16 protein-coding genes are annotated in these 19,910 nt (G+C 51.0%); 14 read left to right on the forward strand and 2 right to left on the reverse strand.

Features of this window, described 5'->3' with window-relative positions:
- Positions 1 to 25: 25 nt before the first annotated feature.
- From rseP to Q1A54_RS03775, 3 genes are read left to right on the forward strand one after another with little or no spacing between them, the layout of a single operon-like run.
- Entirely contained in the window at positions 26 to 1,339 is a 1,314-nt protein-coding gene (gene rseP, locus Q1A54_RS03765) for an RIP metalloprotease RseP (protein WP_299985122.1), read from the forward strand.
- A gap of 14 nt (positions 1,340 to 1,353) precedes the next feature.
- A complete protein-coding gene (locus tag Q1A54_RS03770; protein WP_299985123.1) occupies positions 1,354 to 2,616 on the forward strand; it encodes a LysM peptidoglycan-binding domain-containing protein in 1,263 nt (420 codons plus the stop codon).
- Positions 2,617 to 2,618: 2 nt separating this feature from the next.
- On the forward strand, positions 2,619 to 3,113 hold the full coding sequence (locus Q1A54_RS03775; RefSeq protein ID WP_299985125.1) for a DUF6702 family protein: 495 nt from the start codon (positions 2,619 to 2,621) through the stop codon (positions 3,111 to 3,113).
- Here Q1A54_RS03775 and Q1A54_RS03780 read toward each other — a convergent pair.
- Both Q1A54_RS03780 and Q1A54_RS03785 read right to left on the reverse strand, forming a co-directional pair.
- Positions 3,110 to 3,856, reverse strand: a complete 747-nt coding sequence (locus Q1A54_RS03780) for a DUF4184 family protein (protein ID WP_299985127.1) — start codon at positions 3,854 to 3,856, stop codon at positions 3,110 to 3,112. The two genes, Q1A54_RS03775 and Q1A54_RS03780, sit on opposite strands and share 4 nt — an antisense overlap.
- Before the next feature lie 22 nt (positions 3,857 to 3,878).
- Positions 3,879 to 5,864: an OmpA family protein gene (locus Q1A54_RS03785; RefSeq protein ID WP_299985129.1), complete on the reverse strand. Its 1,986-nt coding sequence runs from the start codon at positions 5,862 to 5,864 to the stop codon at positions 3,879 to 3,881.
- Between the two features lie 226 nt (positions 5,865 to 6,090).
- On the opposite strand from Q1A54_RS03785, the gene lon reads away from it, so the two are divergent.
- The 11 genes from lon (at position 6,091) to Q1A54_RS03840 (ending at position 19,832) form a co-directional block, all read left to right on the forward strand.
- Positions 6,091 to 8,577 carry an endopeptidase La gene (lon, locus tag Q1A54_RS03790; RefSeq protein WP_299985131.1) on the forward strand — a complete coding sequence of 829 codons (2,487 nt, stop codon included), beginning with the start codon at positions 6,091 to 6,093 and terminating at the stop codon, positions 8,575 to 8,577.
- Between the two features lie 3 nt (positions 8,578 to 8,580).
- A complete protein-coding gene (porQ, locus tag Q1A54_RS03795; protein ID WP_299985133.1) occupies positions 8,581 to 9,630 on the forward strand; it encodes a type IX secretion system protein PorQ in 1,050 nt (349 codons plus the stop codon).
- A 54-nt stretch (positions 9,631 to 9,684) separates the two neighbouring features.
- Positions 9,685 to 11,079: an ATP-dependent protease ATPase subunit HslU gene (gene hslU / locus Q1A54_RS03800; RefSeq protein ID WP_299985135.1), complete on the forward strand. Its 1,395-nt coding sequence runs from the start codon at positions 9,685 to 9,687 to the stop codon at positions 11,077 to 11,079.
- 261 nt (positions 11,080 to 11,340) lie between these two features.
- Positions 11,341 to 12,069 carry an SDR family NAD(P)-dependent oxidoreductase gene (locus Q1A54_RS03805; protein WP_299985137.1) on the forward strand — a complete coding sequence of 243 codons (729 nt, stop codon included), beginning with the start codon at positions 11,341 to 11,343 and terminating at the stop codon, positions 12,067 to 12,069.
- 210 nt (positions 12,070 to 12,279) lie between these two features.
- Positions 12,280 to 12,699 carry a helix-turn-helix domain-containing protein gene (locus Q1A54_RS03810; RefSeq protein ID WP_007654454.1) on the forward strand — a complete coding sequence of 140 codons (420 nt, stop codon included), beginning with the start codon at positions 12,280 to 12,282 and terminating at the stop codon, positions 12,697 to 12,699.
- A gap of 120 nt (positions 12,700 to 12,819) precedes the next feature.
- Positions 12,820 to 14,160, forward strand: a complete 1,341-nt coding sequence (locus Q1A54_RS03815) for a hypothetical protein (protein WP_299985139.1) — start codon at positions 12,820 to 12,822, stop codon at positions 14,158 to 14,160.
- Positions 14,161 to 14,189: 29 nt separating this feature from the next.
- Positions 14,190 to 14,453, forward strand: a complete 264-nt coding sequence (locus tag Q1A54_RS03820) for a DUF4212 domain-containing protein (protein WP_007655160.1) — start codon at positions 14,190 to 14,192, stop codon at positions 14,451 to 14,453.
- A 26-nt stretch (positions 14,454 to 14,479) separates the two neighbouring features.
- Positions 14,480 to 16,171, forward strand: a complete 1,692-nt coding sequence (locus tag Q1A54_RS03825) for a sodium:solute symporter family protein (RefSeq protein WP_299985142.1) — start codon at positions 14,480 to 14,482, stop codon at positions 16,169 to 16,171.
- Between the two features lie 334 nt (positions 16,172 to 16,505).
- Positions 16,506 to 16,718: a hypothetical protein gene (locus tag Q1A54_RS03830; protein WP_299985144.1), complete on the forward strand. Its 213-nt coding sequence runs from the start codon at positions 16,506 to 16,508 to the stop codon at positions 16,716 to 16,718.
- A 2-nt stretch (positions 16,719 to 16,720) separates the two neighbouring features.
- Positions 16,721 to 19,447, forward strand: coding sequence for a sensor histidine kinase (locus Q1A54_RS03835; RefSeq protein WP_299985157.1), 2,727 nt, complete (start codon positions 16,721 to 16,723; stop codon positions 19,445 to 19,447).
- A 4-nt stretch (positions 19,448 to 19,451) separates the two neighbouring features.
- A complete protein-coding gene (locus tag Q1A54_RS03840; RefSeq protein WP_299985159.1) occupies positions 19,452 to 19,832 on the forward strand; it encodes a response regulator in 381 nt (126 codons plus the stop codon).
- Positions 19,833 to 19,910: the final 78 nt, after the last annotated feature.

The following is a 19,910-nucleotide window of genomic DNA, read 5'->3' on the forward strand; positions in this document are numbered from 1 at the left end:
TCGATTCTAAATTTATTTCTATTAAATGGATATTTTAATAATGGTGGGCCAGCTCCTTTTGGGCCTGACAATATTGGTTGGATTGCACGAGCTGGGACACATGTTGACTGCCAAATGGTTTGGTATGCGTGTTGAGAAGTACGCGATTGGTTTCCCACCAAAGGTATTTAGTAAGAAAATAGGCGAAACAGAGTACATGGTGGGGGCAATTCCACTGGGCGGTTTCGTGAAGATAACAGGTATGGTGGACGAGTCGCTGGATACAGAAGCGCTCAAGAAAGACCCGGAGCCGTATGAATTCAGAGCCAAACCAGCTTGGCAGCGCCTGATCGTGATGATGGGCGGTATCATCGTGAATGTGATTACGGGTATTGTGATTTTCATTGCCCTGAACTACCACTATGGCGAAACATACCTGCCAGCCAGTGAGGTGAAGTACGGCGTGCAGCCAAATCAGCTGGGACAGGAACTCGGTTTCCAGCCTGGCGATAAGATTGTGGCACTGAATGGCCGCCCATTGGAGAATTTCAATGACGTGTACTCCATGGACATGCTGCTGGACCGTGGCTCTTACTATACAGTAGAGCGCAACGGTAGCCAGGTGGATATTCCTATACCTGCCGATTTCATGGACCGCATGGCCGACAACAAGGAGCGTATGGTGTTCATCCAGCCACGAGAGCCGTTCATGGTAGGTCAGGTGGAGCCCAATAGCAACGCTGACAAAGCTGGTCTGAAAGCAGGAGACTATATCAAATCAGTAAACGGTGAAAGCACGCTGTTCTTCAGCGATTTCCAGGCGGCGATGCAGAAGTATGCCGGTAAGCCTGTGAACATTGAAGTAGAGCGTAATGAGGAGATTGTGGCCCTGAAAGCTACTGTAAACGAAGACGGTACGCTGGGCTTTTATCAGAAGCCGCTGTTGGAGTACGCCACCCGTGATTTCAGCTTAGGTGAGTCTATTCCTCGCGGTACCAACCAGGCTTTTGGTGTGATCACGGCCAACCTGAAAGGATTTGGAAAAATATTCAGAGGCGAGGTTTCAGCTTCCAAGTCACTGAGCGGACCAATAGGTATAGCGCAGATCTTCGGTGATACTTTTAACTGGTACAAGTTCTGGTCGATCACCGGTATGCTGTCGATGGTGCTGGCCTTTATGAACTTCCTGCCAATACCTGCGCTGGATGGTGGCCACGTTGTATTTTTGACATACGAGATGATCAGCGGCCGCAAGCCGTCAGATAATTTTTTAGAAAACGCTCAAAAAGTGGGCATGGTTTTATTGTTGGGCTTAATGGCTTTTGCTATATTTAACGATGTATTCAAGATAATCTTCTAACCAAAGATTCTTTTATGAAAGCCATCGTGAAGAGCGTCCTAACTATTGCCATTCTTTTTGTTCTATTTGCATTTAATCAAGCCGGTGCTACACCAGTAGCATCGGCTTTTTCTATACCGCAGCCATCTGCCATAGCTGACACCACCTACCTGGTGCAGCAAGGTGACACGTATTACAGCCTGTCGCGCCGGTTCAACATCCCACTCGACTCGCTGCAGAAGTGGAACGGAACGCAGCTGAACATGGGGCAGACGCTATACCTGACGAACCGTCAAGCGAAAGCCAAAACAGTTGCTGCCAAGCCTGCTTCGGCTAACAGCCAGCAGCGCAACAATGCGAATACTTCGCCGCCAGCTTTAAAACCAGCAAACACCGCAGCCAATACACAGGCTACGCCAGCTAAGCAGCCTGTCGCCAAGACCCAGGCCGCACCACCGACACAAGCTTCCAGGTCAGCTGCTACTCCGCCTGCACAGTCAGCAAGAGCAACCAGTACGACTAACCCAACAGCCCCAGCCCGTACGCAGGCAAGTACATCGGCATCGGCTTCCAAGCTGCCTACGCTGGAAAGCAAGGAAAAGCAGCGCATCCTGGTGGTGCCGTTTGATCCCTATCTATACTTTTCTGACGCTGACGACGAAATCGCCCGTCACTCTAAGATACCACGTCAAAACGTGCGCTATGTGTTCCGTGGCAGGCTAAATGCAATGCTGGCGCCGGAGGGTTATGAAACGATCAACCTGCTGGGCGGTGTGTATCGCGACAGCGTGAGCGAATTGAGCTCCCTGTACAAATCTCTGAGCTACGGCTACCAGGACAACAAGCAGTCGCGCTACAACCACCAGCCAGCTGTAAAAGAGCGTGAAAACGCATTGGATTGGGTAAAACGCCAGAAAGAAAAAGTAAACATCAGAGGCGGGCAGCCAGCCACTGTGCCCGTGGCGCAGGACGAGAACAAGCACTTTGGTGTGAAGGTGAAAGACCCGAAATTCTTCTCACACTTCAACGGCCAGTATGGCATTGACTACTACGTGTTCATCAACCAGTTTGAGGTGAAGACCAATTACGAGAATTGCCTCGACCGCGCCAGCTGGAACTACGAACGCGATTTCCTGGTTCACTACTCAATCTATGACAGCAAGGGAGAGCTCGTGTCAGGCAACAAGGTGAAAGTGCCTTATCAGTCGAACATGAACGACGTGCAGCGCATTGTGAGCGACAATATGCCGAACATGGCCCGTCGCGTGCTGGCAGACCTTCCGCAAGCCCAGAAGTAAGTATGTTCCGAATAATCCTGTTGGCACTGATGCTCAGTTTTACGAGCCTTGCCGCCCACGCCCACGACTATCACGCCAGCATTACCGACGCCCGGTACAACCCGCGCACGCAAAGCCTGGAAGTAGCTGTGAAGGTGTTTATGGATGACTTGGAGAATGCACTCTCTCTCAGGAACAAATCAACGGTAAGGTATAGCCAGGCGCCGCAAGTGCAGCAAATGGTGCAGGACTACATGGGGGCGACACTATCTTTTGAATTGGAGAAAGGCAAACCGCTGAAACATACCTTTGTCGGAGCCGAGCAGGAGGCTGATGTCGTGTGGGTATACCTGGAAGTGCCTGTAAAGACGCAAAACCTCACCCACCTGTATGTGCGCAATGTTGTGCTGCAGGAGCTTTTCAACGATCAGATGAACATTGTAAACCTGGACTACAAAGGAAAGGTAAACAGCACCCTCTTCCAGAAGAACGACGGTACCCGCAAAATGTCTTTCTAAGAACGCTGCCTGCGCCAGCTCAATTGCGCCATTATACTGATGATGACCGTCGCCATCATAGAACCTGTCAGAAACGAAACCACCACACCCATCATTGAACGCATAAAAGCGCTGGCGTAAAGGGCATAGCCCATAAAGGCAAAACCCGCCATTGCTATACCTGTCCAGAACCACATTTTCTGCTCCAAACTCACCCTGTCAGGTATAGTCACCGTCGGCTGACGCCAGGTATAGAGGAGGATAAGAAAGCCACCTACCAGCGTACTGCTGTGCTGGATGATACGGCAAAGCATAATCTCTTGACCCATCACATGCACCATGCTGGTCAACAGGGGCAGCCGACTTGCGAAGTAACCTGTTTCGTGCGTAAAGCTATCCCAGAAAATGTGCGAAGCTGCGCCGATGATAACCGATGTTGCAAATACAAACCAACGCTCCTTTAGATAGGTAATCCACTTGAGCTGCGATACAGCCAGGGCGCGGCGTTTCAGCCAATCGGGGAGGTGTGCCACAGCTGGCCGACGTACGATTAGGTGAAAAACACTGGCAATAACCAGCGCCACTGGCAGGTTAAAGTATAGCAAGCCCTCCAGGGTATGGCCGCCATGCTTGAAAAGTGGGAGCAGCAGAAAATACTGAAAATCCGGAGCAATGCTGCCTGTGATCAGGCCGGTAGCCGAGAACCAGCGACTGTGTTTGAGCAAAGGAAGAATGGCAGCGGGATGCGCAGCGGTGAATGGCATAAGGTATAACAATCGAGGTAAACTACTTTCCTATACCTCGTCCCTGCAGTACTGGTTTTATTAGCCTGAACTCTACGCGGCGATTAATGCGGCGATCTTCTTCCGTTCTCTCTTCACGCAGCGGTTTGCTGCTTCCGTAGCCATAGGCATCAATCCGGCCATCGTCGATGCGCACTTTGTGCTGAATGTACATCATGATGGCATCAGCCCGGTCCTTAGACAGAATCTGGTTGAACTCAGGGTCTCCGGCACTGTCGGTATGGCCTGAGATCTCAAGTCGGTAACTTGGGTTTTCAGCCAGGTAATAAGCCACCTCATCCAATATTGGGTGCATCTCCGGTGTAATATTCGATTCGTTCGGTTCAAACTCAATATTTCGGAATACCATTGGGATGCTGTGATCAATCACTTTGGTCATAATCTGCAGCGAAGTATCCTGTTGCAGGGCCAGTTCCCGCTCGATGGTGAAGAAATCCGGACTCTGAATGATCATCATGTAGCGCGAATTGTCGATCAGGTTGAAGGCAAAGGAACCATCGGGACGAATGTACTTCGACGAGATCTCGATGCCGTTATCAAGGTCGATGATGGAGATGATGCCCGACAGCGGTTTATTGGAAACCGAGTCGCGCAAGACGCCTTCTACTTTAGTCACAGCCAGCGGATGTGCTTCCATCGGCAGCGGGAAAGAGTAAAGTTCCAGGTTCTTAATGTCGCTTTCTTCGGAACGGGCATAATACAGGTTCTGCGACTGCGAATCGATGGTGAAGTAGTACTCGCTGCCACGCCCGTTGACAAGAGGACCAATATTGCGCGGTTCCTGCCACTTGCCTCCTACCAGGTAAGTCTTGTAGATGTCGAAATCACCGAAATTGAATAACTGTCCACGGGAGCTGAAGTAGAGCACTTTATACTTTGGATGATAGAAGGGGCTTACCTCACTCTGGCGGGTGTTGATAACTGGCCCCATGTTCTGAGCCGGTGCCCAAGCCCCGTTCTTCAGCTTGTGTGTGAAATAGATATCAGACAAGCCAAAACCACCGAGGCGGTCAGAGGCAAAATAGAGCGTGTCCTCGTTAGGTGACAGAGTCGGCTGCGAGTCCCAGGAAGGGCTGTTCACGTTAGGGCCAAGGTTCTCAATTTCATGCCACTCACCATTGGGTTGCAGCGTGGCTTTATAGATATCGCAATTGCCAAAGCCGTCCGGTGACTCGCAACGGGCAAAGTAGAGGGTCTTGCCATCGCGGGTGAGTGTGGCGGAGCCTTCGTTGTAGATGCTGTTGATCGGCTTGCCAAATGACTGCGCTTCTGTCCAGTAACCATTGCTGTTATCAGAATAGTACAGGTCTTCGTTCGGCTTACTCTCTATACCCTGGAAGGTACGCTTTGAAGTGAAAATAAGCTTATTGTTGTCGGCACTGAGCGTAGGGCCATAGTCTTCGTAAGGAGAGTTGATGCTATTGCCCATGTTCAGGTATACCCCACGCGGCGGCTGGTAGGTCGAGATGGACTTGCGGTACTCCACCAGTTCATAATAGTAACTCAGCGGGACGTAGTAGTCCTTGGTGTTCTGCTCCAGCGAGTCGTAATAGGATTGTACCTGGCGCACATCGCTGCGGTGGTGCTTGAGAACGAGACGGTATACCTCCATGGCCTGGTCCATCATGTCCTGACGCTCATAAAGCTGACCTAGTCTCCAAAGCAGATTCGTGTCCTTGTAGAAGTTCTGAATGCCGAAATTGCGTACGTAGCGCTCCAGCAGGGGAAGTGCCTGCCCGTATTGCTTGCGTCGCTCCAAGCGCTGTATTTCCGAAAGCTTCTTCGAATCCTTGTAAAAGGTGATCTTGTTGAGGTTCGGGAATTCCAGGTGCATCTCCTGGTTCGGAGCCTTTTTCTTCACCTTTACATCAGGTCCGTCTTGCAATGGCGTATGCTTCAGCTGACCCATGCACAGGAGTGGAGCCAGCAAGAGCAGCAGGAAGAAAGCAGGAGTAATAAGTCGTTTCATCGGCACAGAGCATGATACCTGAAACCAAAGATATTATTTTTTAGCCTATGTTCTGAAACGATTTATTAATTATCCCTTATATTTTGTGGATAAGTGCCAACGCTGCTACCTGTGCGACAATTTGGGCGGGAGGGCGCACTTGGCACAGCTCTTGACTATTATACACTCCACAGGCATAAAGCGGAATTTCCACTATCTTTATGTCAATTTGGCACTGATACAACCTATGAACTATACACTGAAGAACTTTTTAAACCATCTTTTAATCGGAAACATGTCGATAGACGATAGCGACGATCTGATTCCGGTAATCACCACAGACCCTGATGAAGAAATGCTGCCGGAAGAGATGCCGGGCGAGCTGCCTATCCTGGCGGTGCGCAACACAGTATTGTTTCCGGGTGTGGTATTGCCTATTACCGTTAGCCGCAAAAAATCAGTGCGCCTGGTGCGCAAAGCCCATAAAGGCGATAAGATTATCGGTGTGGTGGCGCAGCGCAACACGAACAGCGACGATCCCACGGCCGAAGACCTGTACGACATCGGCACCATGGCCAAGATCCTGAAAATGCTGGTGCTGCCGGATGGTAACACGACCATTATCATTCAGGGGCAGAGCCGCTTCAAGATTGAAGAGGTGACGCAGGAGGACCCATACCTGTCAGCGAAGGTAAGCTACTGCAAAGACACCTTCCCAAATAAGAAGAGCAAAGAGGTAAAGGCACTGGTGCACTCGCTCAAAGATGCGGCTGCTAAAATGCTCAAGCTCAACCCCGAAATTCCGCAGGAGGCGCAGGTCGCCCTCGATAATATTGATAGCCCAAGTTTCCTGACCCACTTCCTGTCGAGCAACCTAAACGTGGATGTGGCGCAGAAGCAGAAGCTGCTGGAAGTGAACGACGGTGTAGAGCGCGGTACGCAACTCCTCGAAATCATGCTGCGCGAAATTCAGTTACTGGAGCTAAAGCAGGAGATCCATACCAAAGTACACACTGACATTGATCAGCAGCAACGCGACTACTTCTTGCGTCAGCAGATCAAGGTGTTGCAGGACGAGTTGGGGCAGGAGGGACCTGACCAGGAGATCGAGCGATTCCGGGAGCGTGCTCTTAAAAAGAAATGGCCAGAGCAGATTGCCAAGCATTTCAACAAAGAGATAGAGCGACTGGCCCGTCTCAATCCGCAGGCCGCCGAGTATCCGGTGGCGGTAAACTACCTGGAGTTTTTGCTGGACCTGCCTTGGAACGAGACCACCAAAGATAATTTCAACCTGAAGCGCACCAAAAAGATACTCGACACCGACCACTACGGTCTGGAGAAAGTAAAGGAGCGCATTATTGAGTACCTGGCCGTGCTCAAACTCAAAAAAGATATGAAGGCGCCGATCCTGTGCCTGTACGGACCTCCGGGTGTGGGTAAGACCTCGCTTGGTCGTTCCATAGCCACAGCTTTGGGTCGCAAATATGTCAGAATGTCACTGGGTGGTGTACGTGACGAGGCCGAGATTCGCGGTCACCGTCGTACCTACGTGGGCGCTATGCCGGGCAAGATCATCAGCCAGATTAAAAAAGTAGGCTCCTCCAACCCGGTGATCATCCTCGACGAGATCGATAAACTTGCCTCTGACTTTCGTGGCGATCCGTCTTCAGCCTTGCTGGAGGTGCTGGATCCAGAGCAGAATCATACCTTCATGGACAATTACTTGGATGTAGAGTACGACCTTTCGAAGGTACTTTTCATTGCCACTGCCAATTCTCTGGATACCATTCAGCCCGCCCTGCGCGACCGTATGGAGATCATCGAACTGACTGGCTATACCTTAGAAGAGAAGACCGAGATCGCGAAACGCCACTTGGTGCCGAAGCAGGTGAAGGAGCACGGACTGGAGGAGGAAGACGTGAAAATGTCAAAAGCCACCATCCAGAAAGTGATTGACGACTATACCCGCGAGTCAGGTGTACGAAGCCTGGAGCGCAAGATCGGGCAGGTGATACGCAACACGGCCAAGCAGAAGGCGATGGAAGAGAAATATACTCCTTCAATCAAGCCAGATGATGTGGTGAAGATTCTGGGGCCAGAGACCTTCGACAAGGAAATCTACCAGGACATCGACACAGCTGGTGTGGTAACGGGCCTGGCCTGGACCTCGGTAGGTGGTGATATCCTGTTTATTGAGTCCATTCTGAGCAAAGGCAAAGGCAAACTGACACTTTCAGGCCAGTTGGGCGATGTGATGAAGGAGTCTGCCATGACGGCGATCTCTTACCTGAAGGCTCATGCTGAGTTACTGGAGATTGACTACCGCCTGTTTGACCAATACGACTTGCACATCCACTTCCCGGAAGGCGCTGTGCCGAAAGACGGTCCTTCGGCAGGTATAGCGATCTTCACCTCCATTGCCTCTGTGTTCACGCAGCGCAAAGTGAAGTCACGTCTGGCTATGACGGGTGAGATTACGCTGCGTGGTAAGGTGCTACCGGTGGGCGGCATCAAAGAGAAGATTCTGGCTGCAAAAAGAGCAGGTATAACGGATATTATTCTTTGCCAGAAAAACCGCAAAGACATTACGGAGATTCCAGATCAGTACATCAAAGGTCTGCATATTCACTATGTGGACCGTGTAGATGAAGTCGTGCAGATTGCCCTGCTCAAGCAGAAGGTAAAGCATCCCCTGAAGTTGGTGGTGACGGAGAATGGGAGGAGTGAGGAGTAAGCCATGAAGCTGGCCGCCGCCTTTTTTCTTGCTGTGCTTCTGGGCTTTCCGCTCAGTGGTTGGGCGCAGGTAGGTGGGCAGCGCGGGTTTCCTTTTTTGCAGTTGCCGAGCAATGCGCGGGTGGCGGCGCTGGGCGGCGTGAACGTGAGTGCGCCGGGGCATGATGTGAACATGGTGGCTTCCAACCCAGCTTTGCTGAACGAAGCCATGGACCGTCAGTTGTCCCTAAGCTACGTTGGCTACCTGGCGGACATCAGACAGAGTAACCTGGCTTATGCCTTCAACACAAGCAGGTATGGGCGTTGGGCTGCGAGTCTGAATTACCTGAACTATGGTGATTTTGTGCAGCGCGATCACACAGGTATGGAAGAAGGCAGTTTTTCGGTGAACGACTATACCTTGGGCATTAGCCATTCGCGGCAGGCGGAGGCTTTTACAGTGGGTGCTACCGCCAAAGTAGCTGTCTCGAGTATGGTAGGCGACAAAGCGGTAGGTATACTGGCCGATGTGGGAGGTGCTTTTCAGCACCCTGAGCACGACCTGAGCATAGGAATGGCCTTTAAGAATATCGGTTACCAGGTGCGCTCCTTTACAGGTGCCGATCGGCAAGCGATGCCTTTTGACGTGCAGCTAGGTGCCAGCTATAAACCGGAGCACATGCCGGTAAGGCTTTCACTCACGGCACACCACCTGTACAAGTTTGACGTTGTATACCTGGACCCCAACACCTCGACAAGACTGGATGCCAACGGTAACGAGGTGGAGGAGGAGAAAAAGGTTGGTGACCAGATTGCACGGCATTTCGTGGTGGGCACAGAGTTCATCTTCAGCAAAAACTTTCAGGTGCGGGCCGGGTATAACCATTTGCGGCGCAAAGAGCTTCGGCTTGATAGCAATGCAGGTGGGGCGGGTTTCTCAGTAGGAGCTATGCTGCGGGTTCGGGCCTTCGAGTTGAATTACGGAAGCGCCTTTTTCCATCCGTCGGGCGGCACGCATTATATCACGCTCAGCACTGATACAGGCACCTTCCTGAAACGTAAGAGTAAAGATTAAGGCAGTTGGTACTATGAGTTCAGCTGCCAGTTTTATAAATTTTAAGTATAGAACATGTTAGATTCATTAGAGCATTTAACACCAGCCCAGATTGTTGAGGAGCTGGATAAATATATCATCGGGCAGAAAGACGCTAAACGAAATGTGGCCATCGCACTGCGTAACCGCTGGCGCCGTATGAACGCCGACGAGAATATCCGTCGCGAGATCGTGCCTAACAATATCCTGATGATCGGTGCAACGGGTGTGGGTAAAACCGAAATCGCCCGCCGTCTGGCCAAGATCGCCGATGCCCCTTTCACCAAAGTGGAGGCCTCTAAGTTTACAGAAGTAGGCTACGTGGGTCGCGACGTGGAAAGCATGGTACGTGACCTGGTGGAGCAGTCGGTGAATATGGTGAAGACCCGAAAAAAGGAAGAGGTGAAGCAGAAGGCCGCCGAGGTGGTGGAAGACATCATCCTCGATGCGCTGATTCCGCCAATACAAGGTGGCCGTGCTACGCCAAGCTTCTCGAGTACTTCTGAGTCAAACGGCATGCCGGACAATGACTACGAGCTGAACGAGCGCACCCGTGAGAAATTCAGAGAAAAGATCCGTAACGGCGAACTCGAAGACCGCAAGATCGAGATCCGCATTCAGCAGAGCGCCATGCCAGGTATAGGCGCGATGGGGCCAGGTATGGACGAGGCTTCCATGATGAACATCCAGGAGATGATCAGCGGCATGATGCCCAAGAAGACCAAGAAGCGCAAGGTGACCATCGCTGAAGCCCGTAAGATTTTGCTGGAGGAAGAAGCCTCTAAGCTGATCGACATGGACGAGGTAAAAGAGGAAGCGATCTTCAAAGCGGAAAATTCCGGCGTGATCTTCATTGACGAGATTGACAAAGTAGCTAGTGCCAGCAGCAAAGGCAGCGGCCCGGATGTGAGCCGCGAAGGTGTGCAGCGTGACTTGCTGCCAATCGTAGAAGGCTCTACGGTGAACACCAAGTATGGCGTGATCAACACCGACCATATCCTGTTTATCGCAGCCGGCGCGTTCCACGTAGCCAAGCCATCTGACCTTATACCTGAGTTGCAGGGCCGCTTCCCGATTCGTGTGGAGCTGCAGAGCTTGACCAAGGACGACTTTTACCAGATCCTGAAGTTTCCGAAGAATGCACTGACCAAGCAGTACGAGGCTCTGTTGAAAGCAGAAGACGTAGAGCTGAGCTTTGCTGACGAAGCATTGGATGAAATCGCCAACATCGCTTACGAGGTAAACTCAGAGGTAGAGAACATCGGTGCCCGTCGTCTGCATACTGTTATGAGTCGTCTCCTCAACGACATCCTCTTCGACGTGCCGGATAAGATCGGTGCCAATGCCCATATTGTGGTAAACCGCGAGATGGTGCTGGATCGTTTGGCTGACATGGTGAAGAATCGCGATTTGAGTCAGTATATTCTTTAAGTTTAGGAGCAAGTCGCTACCTGCCCGAATCGTGCGCATACTCTTTAGAGATCTGGCGCAGGAATTGTTCCCGTCACTTTTAAATCCAAACGAGTCTGTGACTCACGAAATTAAAAGCTGTTGTTTCCGCGAAAGCAGAGGCAACAGCTTTTTTGTTGAAAGTAACATCTGCCAGCAGGTATAGGTATAATCAATACACGATCCAAAATCGTATGTTGAGAACAACTCTTAACTCCTAAACTCACAAACTCCTAAACTCCCATGAACTACTACATCATCACCGGAACGAGCAAAGGTATAGGTAAAGCTATCGCTGAGGAATTACTGCAGGACGAGAGCAATTTTGTAATTGGTGTTTGCCGCAACAGCACCATCCAGCACAAGAACTACCGCCATCAGCCGCTGGATTTTTCGGATATACCTGCTGTGGAGCACAACCTGCATAAGGTGTTCGTGCCTTTTAAAGATGCTGAACGTCTTGTGCTGATCAACAATGCCGGTGTGCTGGGAGATATTGGCTACGTAGGCGAAGGGATGCCGAACGAGCGCTTTGAGTTTGTGTTTGATATCAACGTGATTGTGCCGGCCATGCTGATGAATACCTTCCTGCAGGTATACCAGTCGCTACAAATTCCGAAAGTGATCGTGAATATCAGCTCAGGAGCAGGAAAGTACCCGATAGACGGCTGGGCCAGTTATTGCGCCTCTAAGGCAGCGATTGATATGTTGTCGCAGACGATACAGCAGGAGCAGAATGTGCGGGCTACTGACGTGCGGGTATACGCCCTGTCGCCGGGTGTTGTAGACACTGCTATGCAGGAGCATATCCGGGAGAGCGATGCTGATAAGTTTAGCAATGTGCAGCGGTTTAGAGATTACAAGGAACAAGGTGAACTGGCCTCCCCGGAAGAAGTGGGACGCAAGATTGCCTGGTTTCTGAACAATACCGATAAATTTGATGAAGTGATTGTGTCTGTGCGGGACATGTAGTTTTAGTTCATCGTTTACACACACGATGGTAGAGCCTTGCCCATGTGGCAGGGCTTTTTCGTTTATAACACTTAGGTATGGCAACCGACTGATGTTTATACACGCATAACCTGCTGATACTGACAAAAATAGTTTTTAATGCATTGTTGCTAATTTGTTATAGTTATGCTAAATTGGTATAGTTGTTTTATAGCTATACCTGAGGCTATTATGAAAAACCCAATCTGCCCGAAATGTAATGCCCTAGAAGTCGTAAAAAGTGGCATCATCAACGATCGCCAGCGCTACCGCTGCAAGAAGTGCGGCTATTATTTTACGGTGAACAAACTCGGGAAGGGCATAGACAGCTACTATGTCACCAAAGCACTTCAGCTGTACATTGAAGGTATAAGCTATCGTGAGATCGAGCGGATTCTGGGCGTAAGCCACGTTTCAATTATGAACTGGGTGCGCAAGTATAAGATCAAGGCCCCGGAGCAAACAGAATATCATCCCACTTACAAAATACTGAACCACGCCGAACTGGTGGAGCATATGAAAAACAGCGCTAACCTGAAAGGCGCCGGTATGATGATCACCGAGCTTGGTGACAAGTACATGATGATCAAGTGGAAGCGGTTTAAAGACTGATGTATATCAACTTACCAAATATATACACCCCTTTACCCTTTTTCATAAATCTTCCTTAAAATAGATAAAGAATTCGGGGAAACAGCTGACCTCTCTTCACCTTAACATTTAGTATTCCAAATGAAAAAACTGTTACTATATGTAGCAGCAGGGCTGGTGCTTTGCTGCGTCGGGAGGAGTGCGTCTGCACAGGGCTCCACAGAGTATGGCGCTGGTATTAAGCTGCCTATTAATGAAGACGGATCTAAGTATATCCGCTTTATCACCTGGCATCAGGTATGGGTGAGGTATAACGAGCACAATTCGGGCACCATCCGTAACGGTGAGCCGGTTGACAATACGCTGGACTTCGGGCTGCGTCGTTCCCGCTTCCTTACCTATTCCCAGATTTCACCACGCTTTTTAGTGTTGCTACACTTTGGTATCAACAACCAAAATTCCATAAGTGGTGGCGTGAACCCAGCGCTGGATGGCAAGAAGCCTCAGATATTCATTCATGATGCCTGGACGGAATACAAGGTGTTCGACAAGGCGCTTTCAATCGGGGCGGGTCTGCATTACTGGAACGGCATCTCGCGGATGTCAAATGCCAGCACGCTCAACTTCATGACCATTGACGCGCCTATCTTCAACTGGGCCACCATTGATGCCGCTGACCAGTTCGCCCGTATGCTGGGCGTGTATGCCAAAGGAAAACTCTGCAAACTCGACTACCGCGTAGCCGTGAACGACCCCTTCCTGACCAACACGGCAGAGGCGATCGGGCCGGCAGCCAATTACAATCCGCAGAATAATAACAAGGTATACCAGGGCTATTTCAACTGGCAGTTCCTAGAGCAAGAGTCTAACCTGCTACCGTTCATGGTGGGGACCTACCTGGGCTCAAAACGAGTGTTCAACATAGGAGCTGGCTTCATGCACAACAAAGATGGCATGTGGCGTGAGCAGAATACCATCAACGGATTTATTGTAGAGAAAGAAAATATCAACCTGTTTGGCGTAGACGCTTTCCTGGACCTGCCGCTCAATACCGAGCAAAATACCGCTCTGACAGCCTATGGCGTGTACTATAACTACAATTTCGGTAGAGACAACGTGCGCAACATTGGCATCATGAACCCAGCACAGGGTGGCGGTGGCCTGAGAGGCAATGCGTTCCCGACCATCGGGACGGGCGACATCCTGTACGGTCAGGTAGGATACTTGCTGCCGAAAGACTTAATAACTGAAAAAGCCCGTCTGCAGCCTTACGCCGCTTATAGCTACGGCAACTTGGAAGGATTGCGCGACGCTGCCGGTGATAAAGTACCTGTAAAGGTACTCGACCTTGGCGCTAACCTCTTGCTTGAAGGACATCACTCCAAACTCACGCTCAACTACCGCAACCGCCCGGATTTTACTAACCCGAATAACCTGAGGTACCGTCCGGAAATCACGTTGCAGGCCATGATTTACTTGTAAGAACCTTAAAAAAACTAAACTATATACCCATGGAAAATAACAAGAACAGAATGCAGGAGTACTGGCAGCGCAACGTCCGGATACTGCTGACGCTATTGGGCCTTTGGTTCGCTGTTTCCTACCTGTTCGGCATTTTGCTGGTCGACGAGCTTAACCAGTTCCGTCTCGGGGGCTTTAAACTCGGCTTCTGGTTTGCGCAGCAAGGCTCCATCTATGTGTTTGTGGTCATCATCTTCATCTATGTATGGCTGATGAACAGACTGGACCGAGAATTTGACGTGCACGAAGACTAATCTCCCACCATACAATAGCTAAGACAATGGATATCTTAACCTGGACATACATCATCGTGGGCCTCACGTTCGCCCTGTACATCGGTATCGCCATCTGGTCGCGTGCTGGCTCTACAAAAGAATTCTACGTGGCAGGTGGTGGCGTTTCGCCGCTAGCCAACGGTATGGCAACGGCCGCAGACTGGATGTCTGCTGCCTCGTTCATCTCCATGGCCGGTCTCATCTCGTTCATGGGCTACGACGGCTCTGTATACCTGATGGGCTGGACGGGCGGCTACGTGTTGCTCGCTCTCTTGCTGGCGCCATACCTGCGCAAGTTCGGTAAGTTCACCGTGCCTGACTTTGTGGGCGACCGCTACTACTCCAAAACAGCCCGTCTGGTGGCAGTAGTTTGTGCTATTTTTGTGTCGTTTACATACGTAGCTGGCCAAATGCGTGGCGTGGGCATCGTGTTCTCCCGCTTCCTCGAAGTGCAGATCGAAACAGGTGTGATCATCGGTATGATCATCGTACTTTTCTATGCCGTGTTGGGCGGTATGAAGGGCATCACCTATACCCAGGTGGCACAGTATTGCGTGCTGATTTTCGCCTACATGGTACCTGCTATCTTCATTTCCATGATGCTGACTGGCAACCCGATTCCGCAGCTGGGTTTGGGCGGTACTTTGGCCGATGGTACTTATTTATTAGATAAACTGGACGGCTTGCTTCCGGAGCTTGGCTTCACAGCTTATACCGACGGCAGCAAAGCAACCATTGACGTGTTTTTCATCACGGCTGCACTAATGGTAGGCACAGCCGGTCTGCCACACGTTATTGTACGTTTCTTCACCGTTCCTAAAGTAAAAGACGCCCGTAAGTCGGCGGGTTACGCACTGGTGTTCATCGCCATACTGTATACAGCTGCTCCTGCAGTAGGTGCTTTCGGTATGTACAACATGCTTCAGACTACGAGTAACCAGCCGATTGCGAGCATGCCGCAGTGGGTGAACAACTGGGAGAAAACAGGTCTGATCGGCGTGGACGATAAAAATGGCGATGGTCGCATACAGTATGTGAAAGACCCGGCCGTGAACGAACTCAAGATTGACAAAGACATCATGGTGTTAGCTAACCCGGAAATTGCCCAGCTTCCAAACTGGGTGATTGCCCTGGTAGCAGCGGGTGGTCTGGCAGCGGCTCTTTCTACAGCAGCGGGACTCTTACTCGTAATCTCCACATCCATCGCCCACGACTTGCTTAAGAAGTCGGTGATGACAGGTATATCTGAGAAGCAAGAACTAATTGCAGCTCGTATCGCGGCAACTTTTGCGGTAGTGATCGCAGGCTATTTCGGTATCAACCCGCCAGGCTTTGTGGCCGAAGTAGTAGCCTTCGCCTTTGGTCTGGCAGCGGCATCTTTCTTCCCGGTGATCATTATGGGTATCTTCTCGAAGCGCATGAACAAGCAAGGCGCCATTTGGGGTATGATTTCAGGTCTGTTATTTACGATCAGCTACATTTCCTACTTCAAGTTCATCAACCCAGCCGCTAACGTGCCAGAAAATTGGTTCATGGAGATCTCTCCGGAAGGTATAGGCACCGTAGGTATGATCGTGAACTTCATCGTGTCATTTATTGTGTCCCGCTTCACGCCAGCCCCACCAGCCCACATTCAGGAGCTGATCGAGGACATCCGCATCCCACGTGGCGCCGGGGAGGCAGTGGCCGGACATTAAGATTGAATTGTTGAATGTAGATTGGTAAATTGTTGGATGGTTGATTTGGTGGTTTCCGCCGGTCAGCCATTCGGCAGTTTGCTGGCTCCCCAGCCCTCGCTCGCGTCCCGCGAGTGTGAGGAATTGGGTGGCGTCTCGCCACCTGTGCCTGGAGGCACAAACTTGCGGCTAGAGTCCGCTGGATAGCTCACACTCGCGGGACGCGAGCGAGGGCATAGCAACGAAGCTACTTGACTTATACCAGAAGCTAACTCTCAAACTTTCTAATTTAAACCAACTTTCTAACTCACTCAACCACTCAATCACTCAATCACTCAATCACTAACTAAACCCCATGCGTGACCGCTCTAAAGGCAGACGACTCTTTTTCATCAGTGCCCTATTTATGGTGCTATTGAATTTTCCGTTGCTTTCGATTTTCAATTCGGGGACGACGGTGAGCGGGGTGCCTGTGCTATACCTATACCTGACGGTGGTGTGGCTGGCCTGCATTGTGGCGATTGCGTTTTTCATTAACCGTCAGGACCCGCGTAAACAGAAGAAATAACCATGAACTACTGGCTTGTCATCGGTGTGTCGTTTTGCTACCTGGCTTTGCTCTTCGGGCTGGCTTCGTGGGCGGAAAGGCGTTCTGCTGCGGGCAGGAGTTTTGTGGGCAACCCCTACATCTATGCGCTCTCCATGGCCGTGTATTGCACTGCCTGGACCTATTATGGTTCGGTGGGACGGGCTGCCACCACGGGACTGGGCTACCTAGCCATCTACATCGGCCCGACACTGATGGCGCCGCTCTGGTGGGTGGTGCTGCGCAAGATTATCCGCATTTGTAAGGTGCAGCGCATAACTACCATCGCCGATTTTATCTCGTCGCGCTACGGCAAGAATATTACGCTCGGCAGCATTGTCACCATTATCTGCGTGCTCGGCATTATCCCGTACATCTCCATCCAACTGAAGGCCATTGCCAGCAGTCTGGACTTGCTCACAGGCATGAACGAAGTGGGCCATAGCCCATTGTTTGGCGACACGTCTTTCTACATCACACTGGGCTTGGGCTTGTTTACCATCGTGTATGGTACGCGGCATGTGGAGGCCACGGAGCGCCACGAAGGGATGGTAACGGCCATTGCTTTTGAGTCGCTGTTCAAGCTGGTGATTTTTATCGTGGCGGGCGTTTTTGTAACCTACGGCGTGTTCAACGGCTTCGGCGATATCATGCAACAGGCCACGCAACTCCCCGACTTCGAGCGGCTGATGACCTTTGACAATGAAAGCGGTTTTTCACAGTGGTTCTGGATGGTGGTGCTGTCTATGCTGGCCATTCTGTTCTTGCCGCGCCAGTTCCAGGTGGCCGTGGTTGAGAACGTGAACGAACAGCACCTGAACAAGGCTATGTGGCTCTTCCCGCTATACCTGTTTGCCATCAATATTTTCGTGCTGCCCATCGCTTTTGGCGGCGACCTGTTGTTTGGAAACGCAGGTATAGACGCGGACATGTTCGTGCTGGCAATCCCTTTGAGTGAAGGACAATCGCTGCTTGCCTTGATGGTATACCTGGGCGGATTTTCGGCGGCGACCAGTATGGTCATTGTGGCGACCATTGCGCTGAGCGTGATGGTGAGCAACAACCTGGTGATGCCGCTGCTAGTAGGTATACCTGCCATTAAAAACCAGTATCAGAACCAACTCACGAAGCTCTTGCTTTTCAGTCGCCGACTGGGCATTCTGGTGATTTTGTTGCTGGCCTACCTGTACTACAAGGGCGTGGCTGAATACTACTCGCTCGTGGAAGTCGGGCTGGTGTCTTTTGCAGCGGTGGCGCAGTTTGCGCCGGCCATTATTGGGGGGATTTTCTGGAAGGAAGGTACTAAAAACGGCGCGCTGGCAGGTATAGTGGTCGGTTCTGTGCTCTGGTTTTATACCTTGGTGGTGCCGTCGATGGTGGGGGTAGGCATGCTGCCCAATTCAATTCTGCAGAACGGTCCGCTAGGTATAGCCTGGCTCAAACCATTCGAACTGTTCGGCCTGCAGGGCATGGACTATATCTCACACGCCATGTTCTGGAGCATGTTCCTGAATGTGGGTCTCTACATCGGTGTGTCGCTTCTGAGCAAGCAAACATCGCAGGAGCGCAACCAGGCCGAAGTGTTTGTGGACATCTTCAAGTACTCCACGGTGTTCGAAAGCTCGATCGTCTGGAAAGGCACGGCCTACATACCGGACATTAAATCCTTGCTGGTGAACTTCCTTGGGGAGAAAAAAGCCGAGGTCGCCATGAAAGCCTACAAGCGTAAATACCCCGAACCTGAAGACGAATCAGGCAAGGCCGACCCGAAACTGGTGACTTATGCCGAGAAACTGTTGTCGGGTGTCATCGGTTCTTCTTCGGCCCGCATCATGGTGTCTTCGGTAGTGAAGGAAGAGGAGATCAGCATCGACGAAGTGCTCAACATTCTGAAAGAGTCCCAACAACTGATTTCGATCAACAACGAACTCCGACGCAAGTCGATGGAGCTGCGCCGCGCCACCGAGCAACTCCGCAGCGCCAACGAACGACTAAAGCAACTCGACGAACTCAAAGACGAGTTCCTGTCGACGGTCACACACGAGCTGCGCACACCGCTGACTTCTATTCGCGCTCTGTCAGAAATTTTATACGACAACCCGGAAATGGAGCGTGAGGACCAGGAGCATTTCCTACAGACCATCGTGAAGGAATCCGAAAGACTGACCCGACTGATTACGCAGGTGCTCGACCTGGAACGCTTCGAGTCAGGCAAGCAAAAGCTCAACCTCGGTCCTTTGCAGATAGAGGAGGTGGTGCGCGAATCGGTACAGGCACTGGAGCAACTGGTGCAGGAGAAAAACATCGAACTGGTGGTGGACGTGCAGCACAACCTGCCCGCTATCAACGGCGACAAAGACCGTTTGATGCAGGTGCTGGTCAACCTGATTTCCAACGCCATCAAGTTCTGCAATCCTGAGCACGGGCGCATTATCGTGTCGGGCTATTACATCGACGGGGATATCAAAGTGAACGTGGTGGACAATGGCAAGGGCATTGACCCCGAGTTTCACAAACAGATATTCGACAAATTTTACCAGGCCCAGAACCAAAACATCCGCAAGCCCGAGGGTAGCGGGCTGGGGCTGGCCATCAGCAAAAAGATAATTGAATCGCACCAGGGGCGCATTTGGGTGGAGAGTGAATTGGGCAAAGGATCGAAATTTTCGTTCGTGCTGCCCGTGAAAGTAAATGTGCCTGCAAACGTATAAAACTATGAGTACCAAGGAGAAATTGAAAGTGTTGGTGGTGGATGATGAGCCAAGCATACTGATGCCGCTGGAGTTTTTGATGCGCAAAAACGGCTATCAGGTGTTTGTGGCTCGCAACGGCACTGAGGCCATGGAGAGCGTGGACAAAGAGCGGCCCAATGTGGTTGTGCTCGATATCATGATGCCCGACGTGGATGGCTATGAGGTGTGCCGCCACATACGGGAAAGTGAGGCGATGAATGGGGCTAAGGTCATCTTCATGAGTGCCAAAACCAAGGACGCCGACATCAAGAAAGGTTACGACGTAGGGGCCGACCTCTACATCCCAAAACCTTTTTCGACACGCTTTCTAATGGAGAAAATTAAGGAACTGACGCAGGGTTGAGCCCTGAACAGGGGGAATGATGACAAAAGACTTTCTGGAATTGGGAAGCTTTTGCTTTGATGTTGTGAGACGAACATG

Source organism: uncultured Pontibacter sp., assembly GCF_947502515.1.
Lineage (GTDB): Bacteria > Bacteroidota > Bacteroidia > Cytophagales > Hymenobacteraceae > Pontibacter.

Coding starts and splice junctions, on each gene's coding strand:
- rseP (WP_299985122.1), top strand. CDS start 26: ATGGATATTTTAATAATGGTGGGCCAGCTCCTTTTGGGCCTGACAATA.
- Q1A54_RS03840 (WP_299985159.1), top strand. CDS start 19,452: ATGAGTACCAAGGAGAAATTGAAAGTGTTGGTGGTGGATGATGAGCCA.
- Q1A54_RS03815 (WP_299985139.1), top strand. CDS start 12,820: ATGAAAAAACTGTTACTATATGTAGCAGCAGGGCTGGTGCTTTGCTGC.
- Q1A54_RS03810 (WP_007654454.1), top strand. CDS start 12,280: ATGAAAAACCCAATCTGCCCGAAATGTAATGCCCTAGAAGTCGTAAAA.
- Q1A54_RS03785 (WP_299985129.1), bottom strand. CDS start 5,864: ATGAAACGACTTATTACTCCTGCTTTCTTCCTGCTGCTCTTGCTGGCT.
- hslU (WP_299985135.1), top strand. CDS start 9,685: ATGTTAGATTCATTAGAGCATTTAACACCAGCCCAGATTGTTGAGGAG.
- Q1A54_RS03775 (WP_299985125.1), top strand. CDS start 2,619: ATGTTCCGAATAATCCTGTTGGCACTGATGCTCAGTTTTACGAGCCTT.
- porQ (WP_299985133.1), top strand. CDS start 8,581: ATGAAGCTGGCCGCCGCCTTTTTTCTTGCTGTGCTTCTGGGCTTTCCG.
- Q1A54_RS03830 (WP_299985144.1), top strand. CDS start 16,506: ATGCGTGACCGCTCTAAAGGCAGACGACTCTTTTTCATCAGTGCCCTA.
- Q1A54_RS03770 (WP_299985123.1), top strand. CDS start 1,354: ATGAAAGCCATCGTGAAGAGCGTCCTAACTATTGCCATTCTTTTTGTT.
- Q1A54_RS03780 (WP_299985127.1), bottom strand. CDS start 3,856: ATGCCATTCACCGCTGCGCATCCCGCTGCCATTCTTCCTTTGCTCAAA.
- Q1A54_RS03805 (WP_299985137.1), top strand. CDS start 11,341: ATGAACTACTACATCATCACCGGAACGAGCAAAGGTATAGGTAAAGCT.
- Q1A54_RS03820 (WP_007655160.1), top strand. CDS start 14,190: ATGGAAAATAACAAGAACAGAATGCAGGAGTACTGGCAGCGCAACGTC.
- Q1A54_RS03835 (WP_299985157.1), top strand. CDS start 16,721: ATGAACTACTGGCTTGTCATCGGTGTGTCGTTTTGCTACCTGGCTTTG.
- Q1A54_RS03825 (WP_299985142.1), top strand. CDS start 14,480: ATGGATATCTTAACCTGGACATACATCATCGTGGGCCTCACGTTCGCC.
- lon (WP_299985131.1), top strand. CDS start 6,091: ATGAACTATACACTGAAGAACTTTTTAAACCATCTTTTAATCGGAAAC.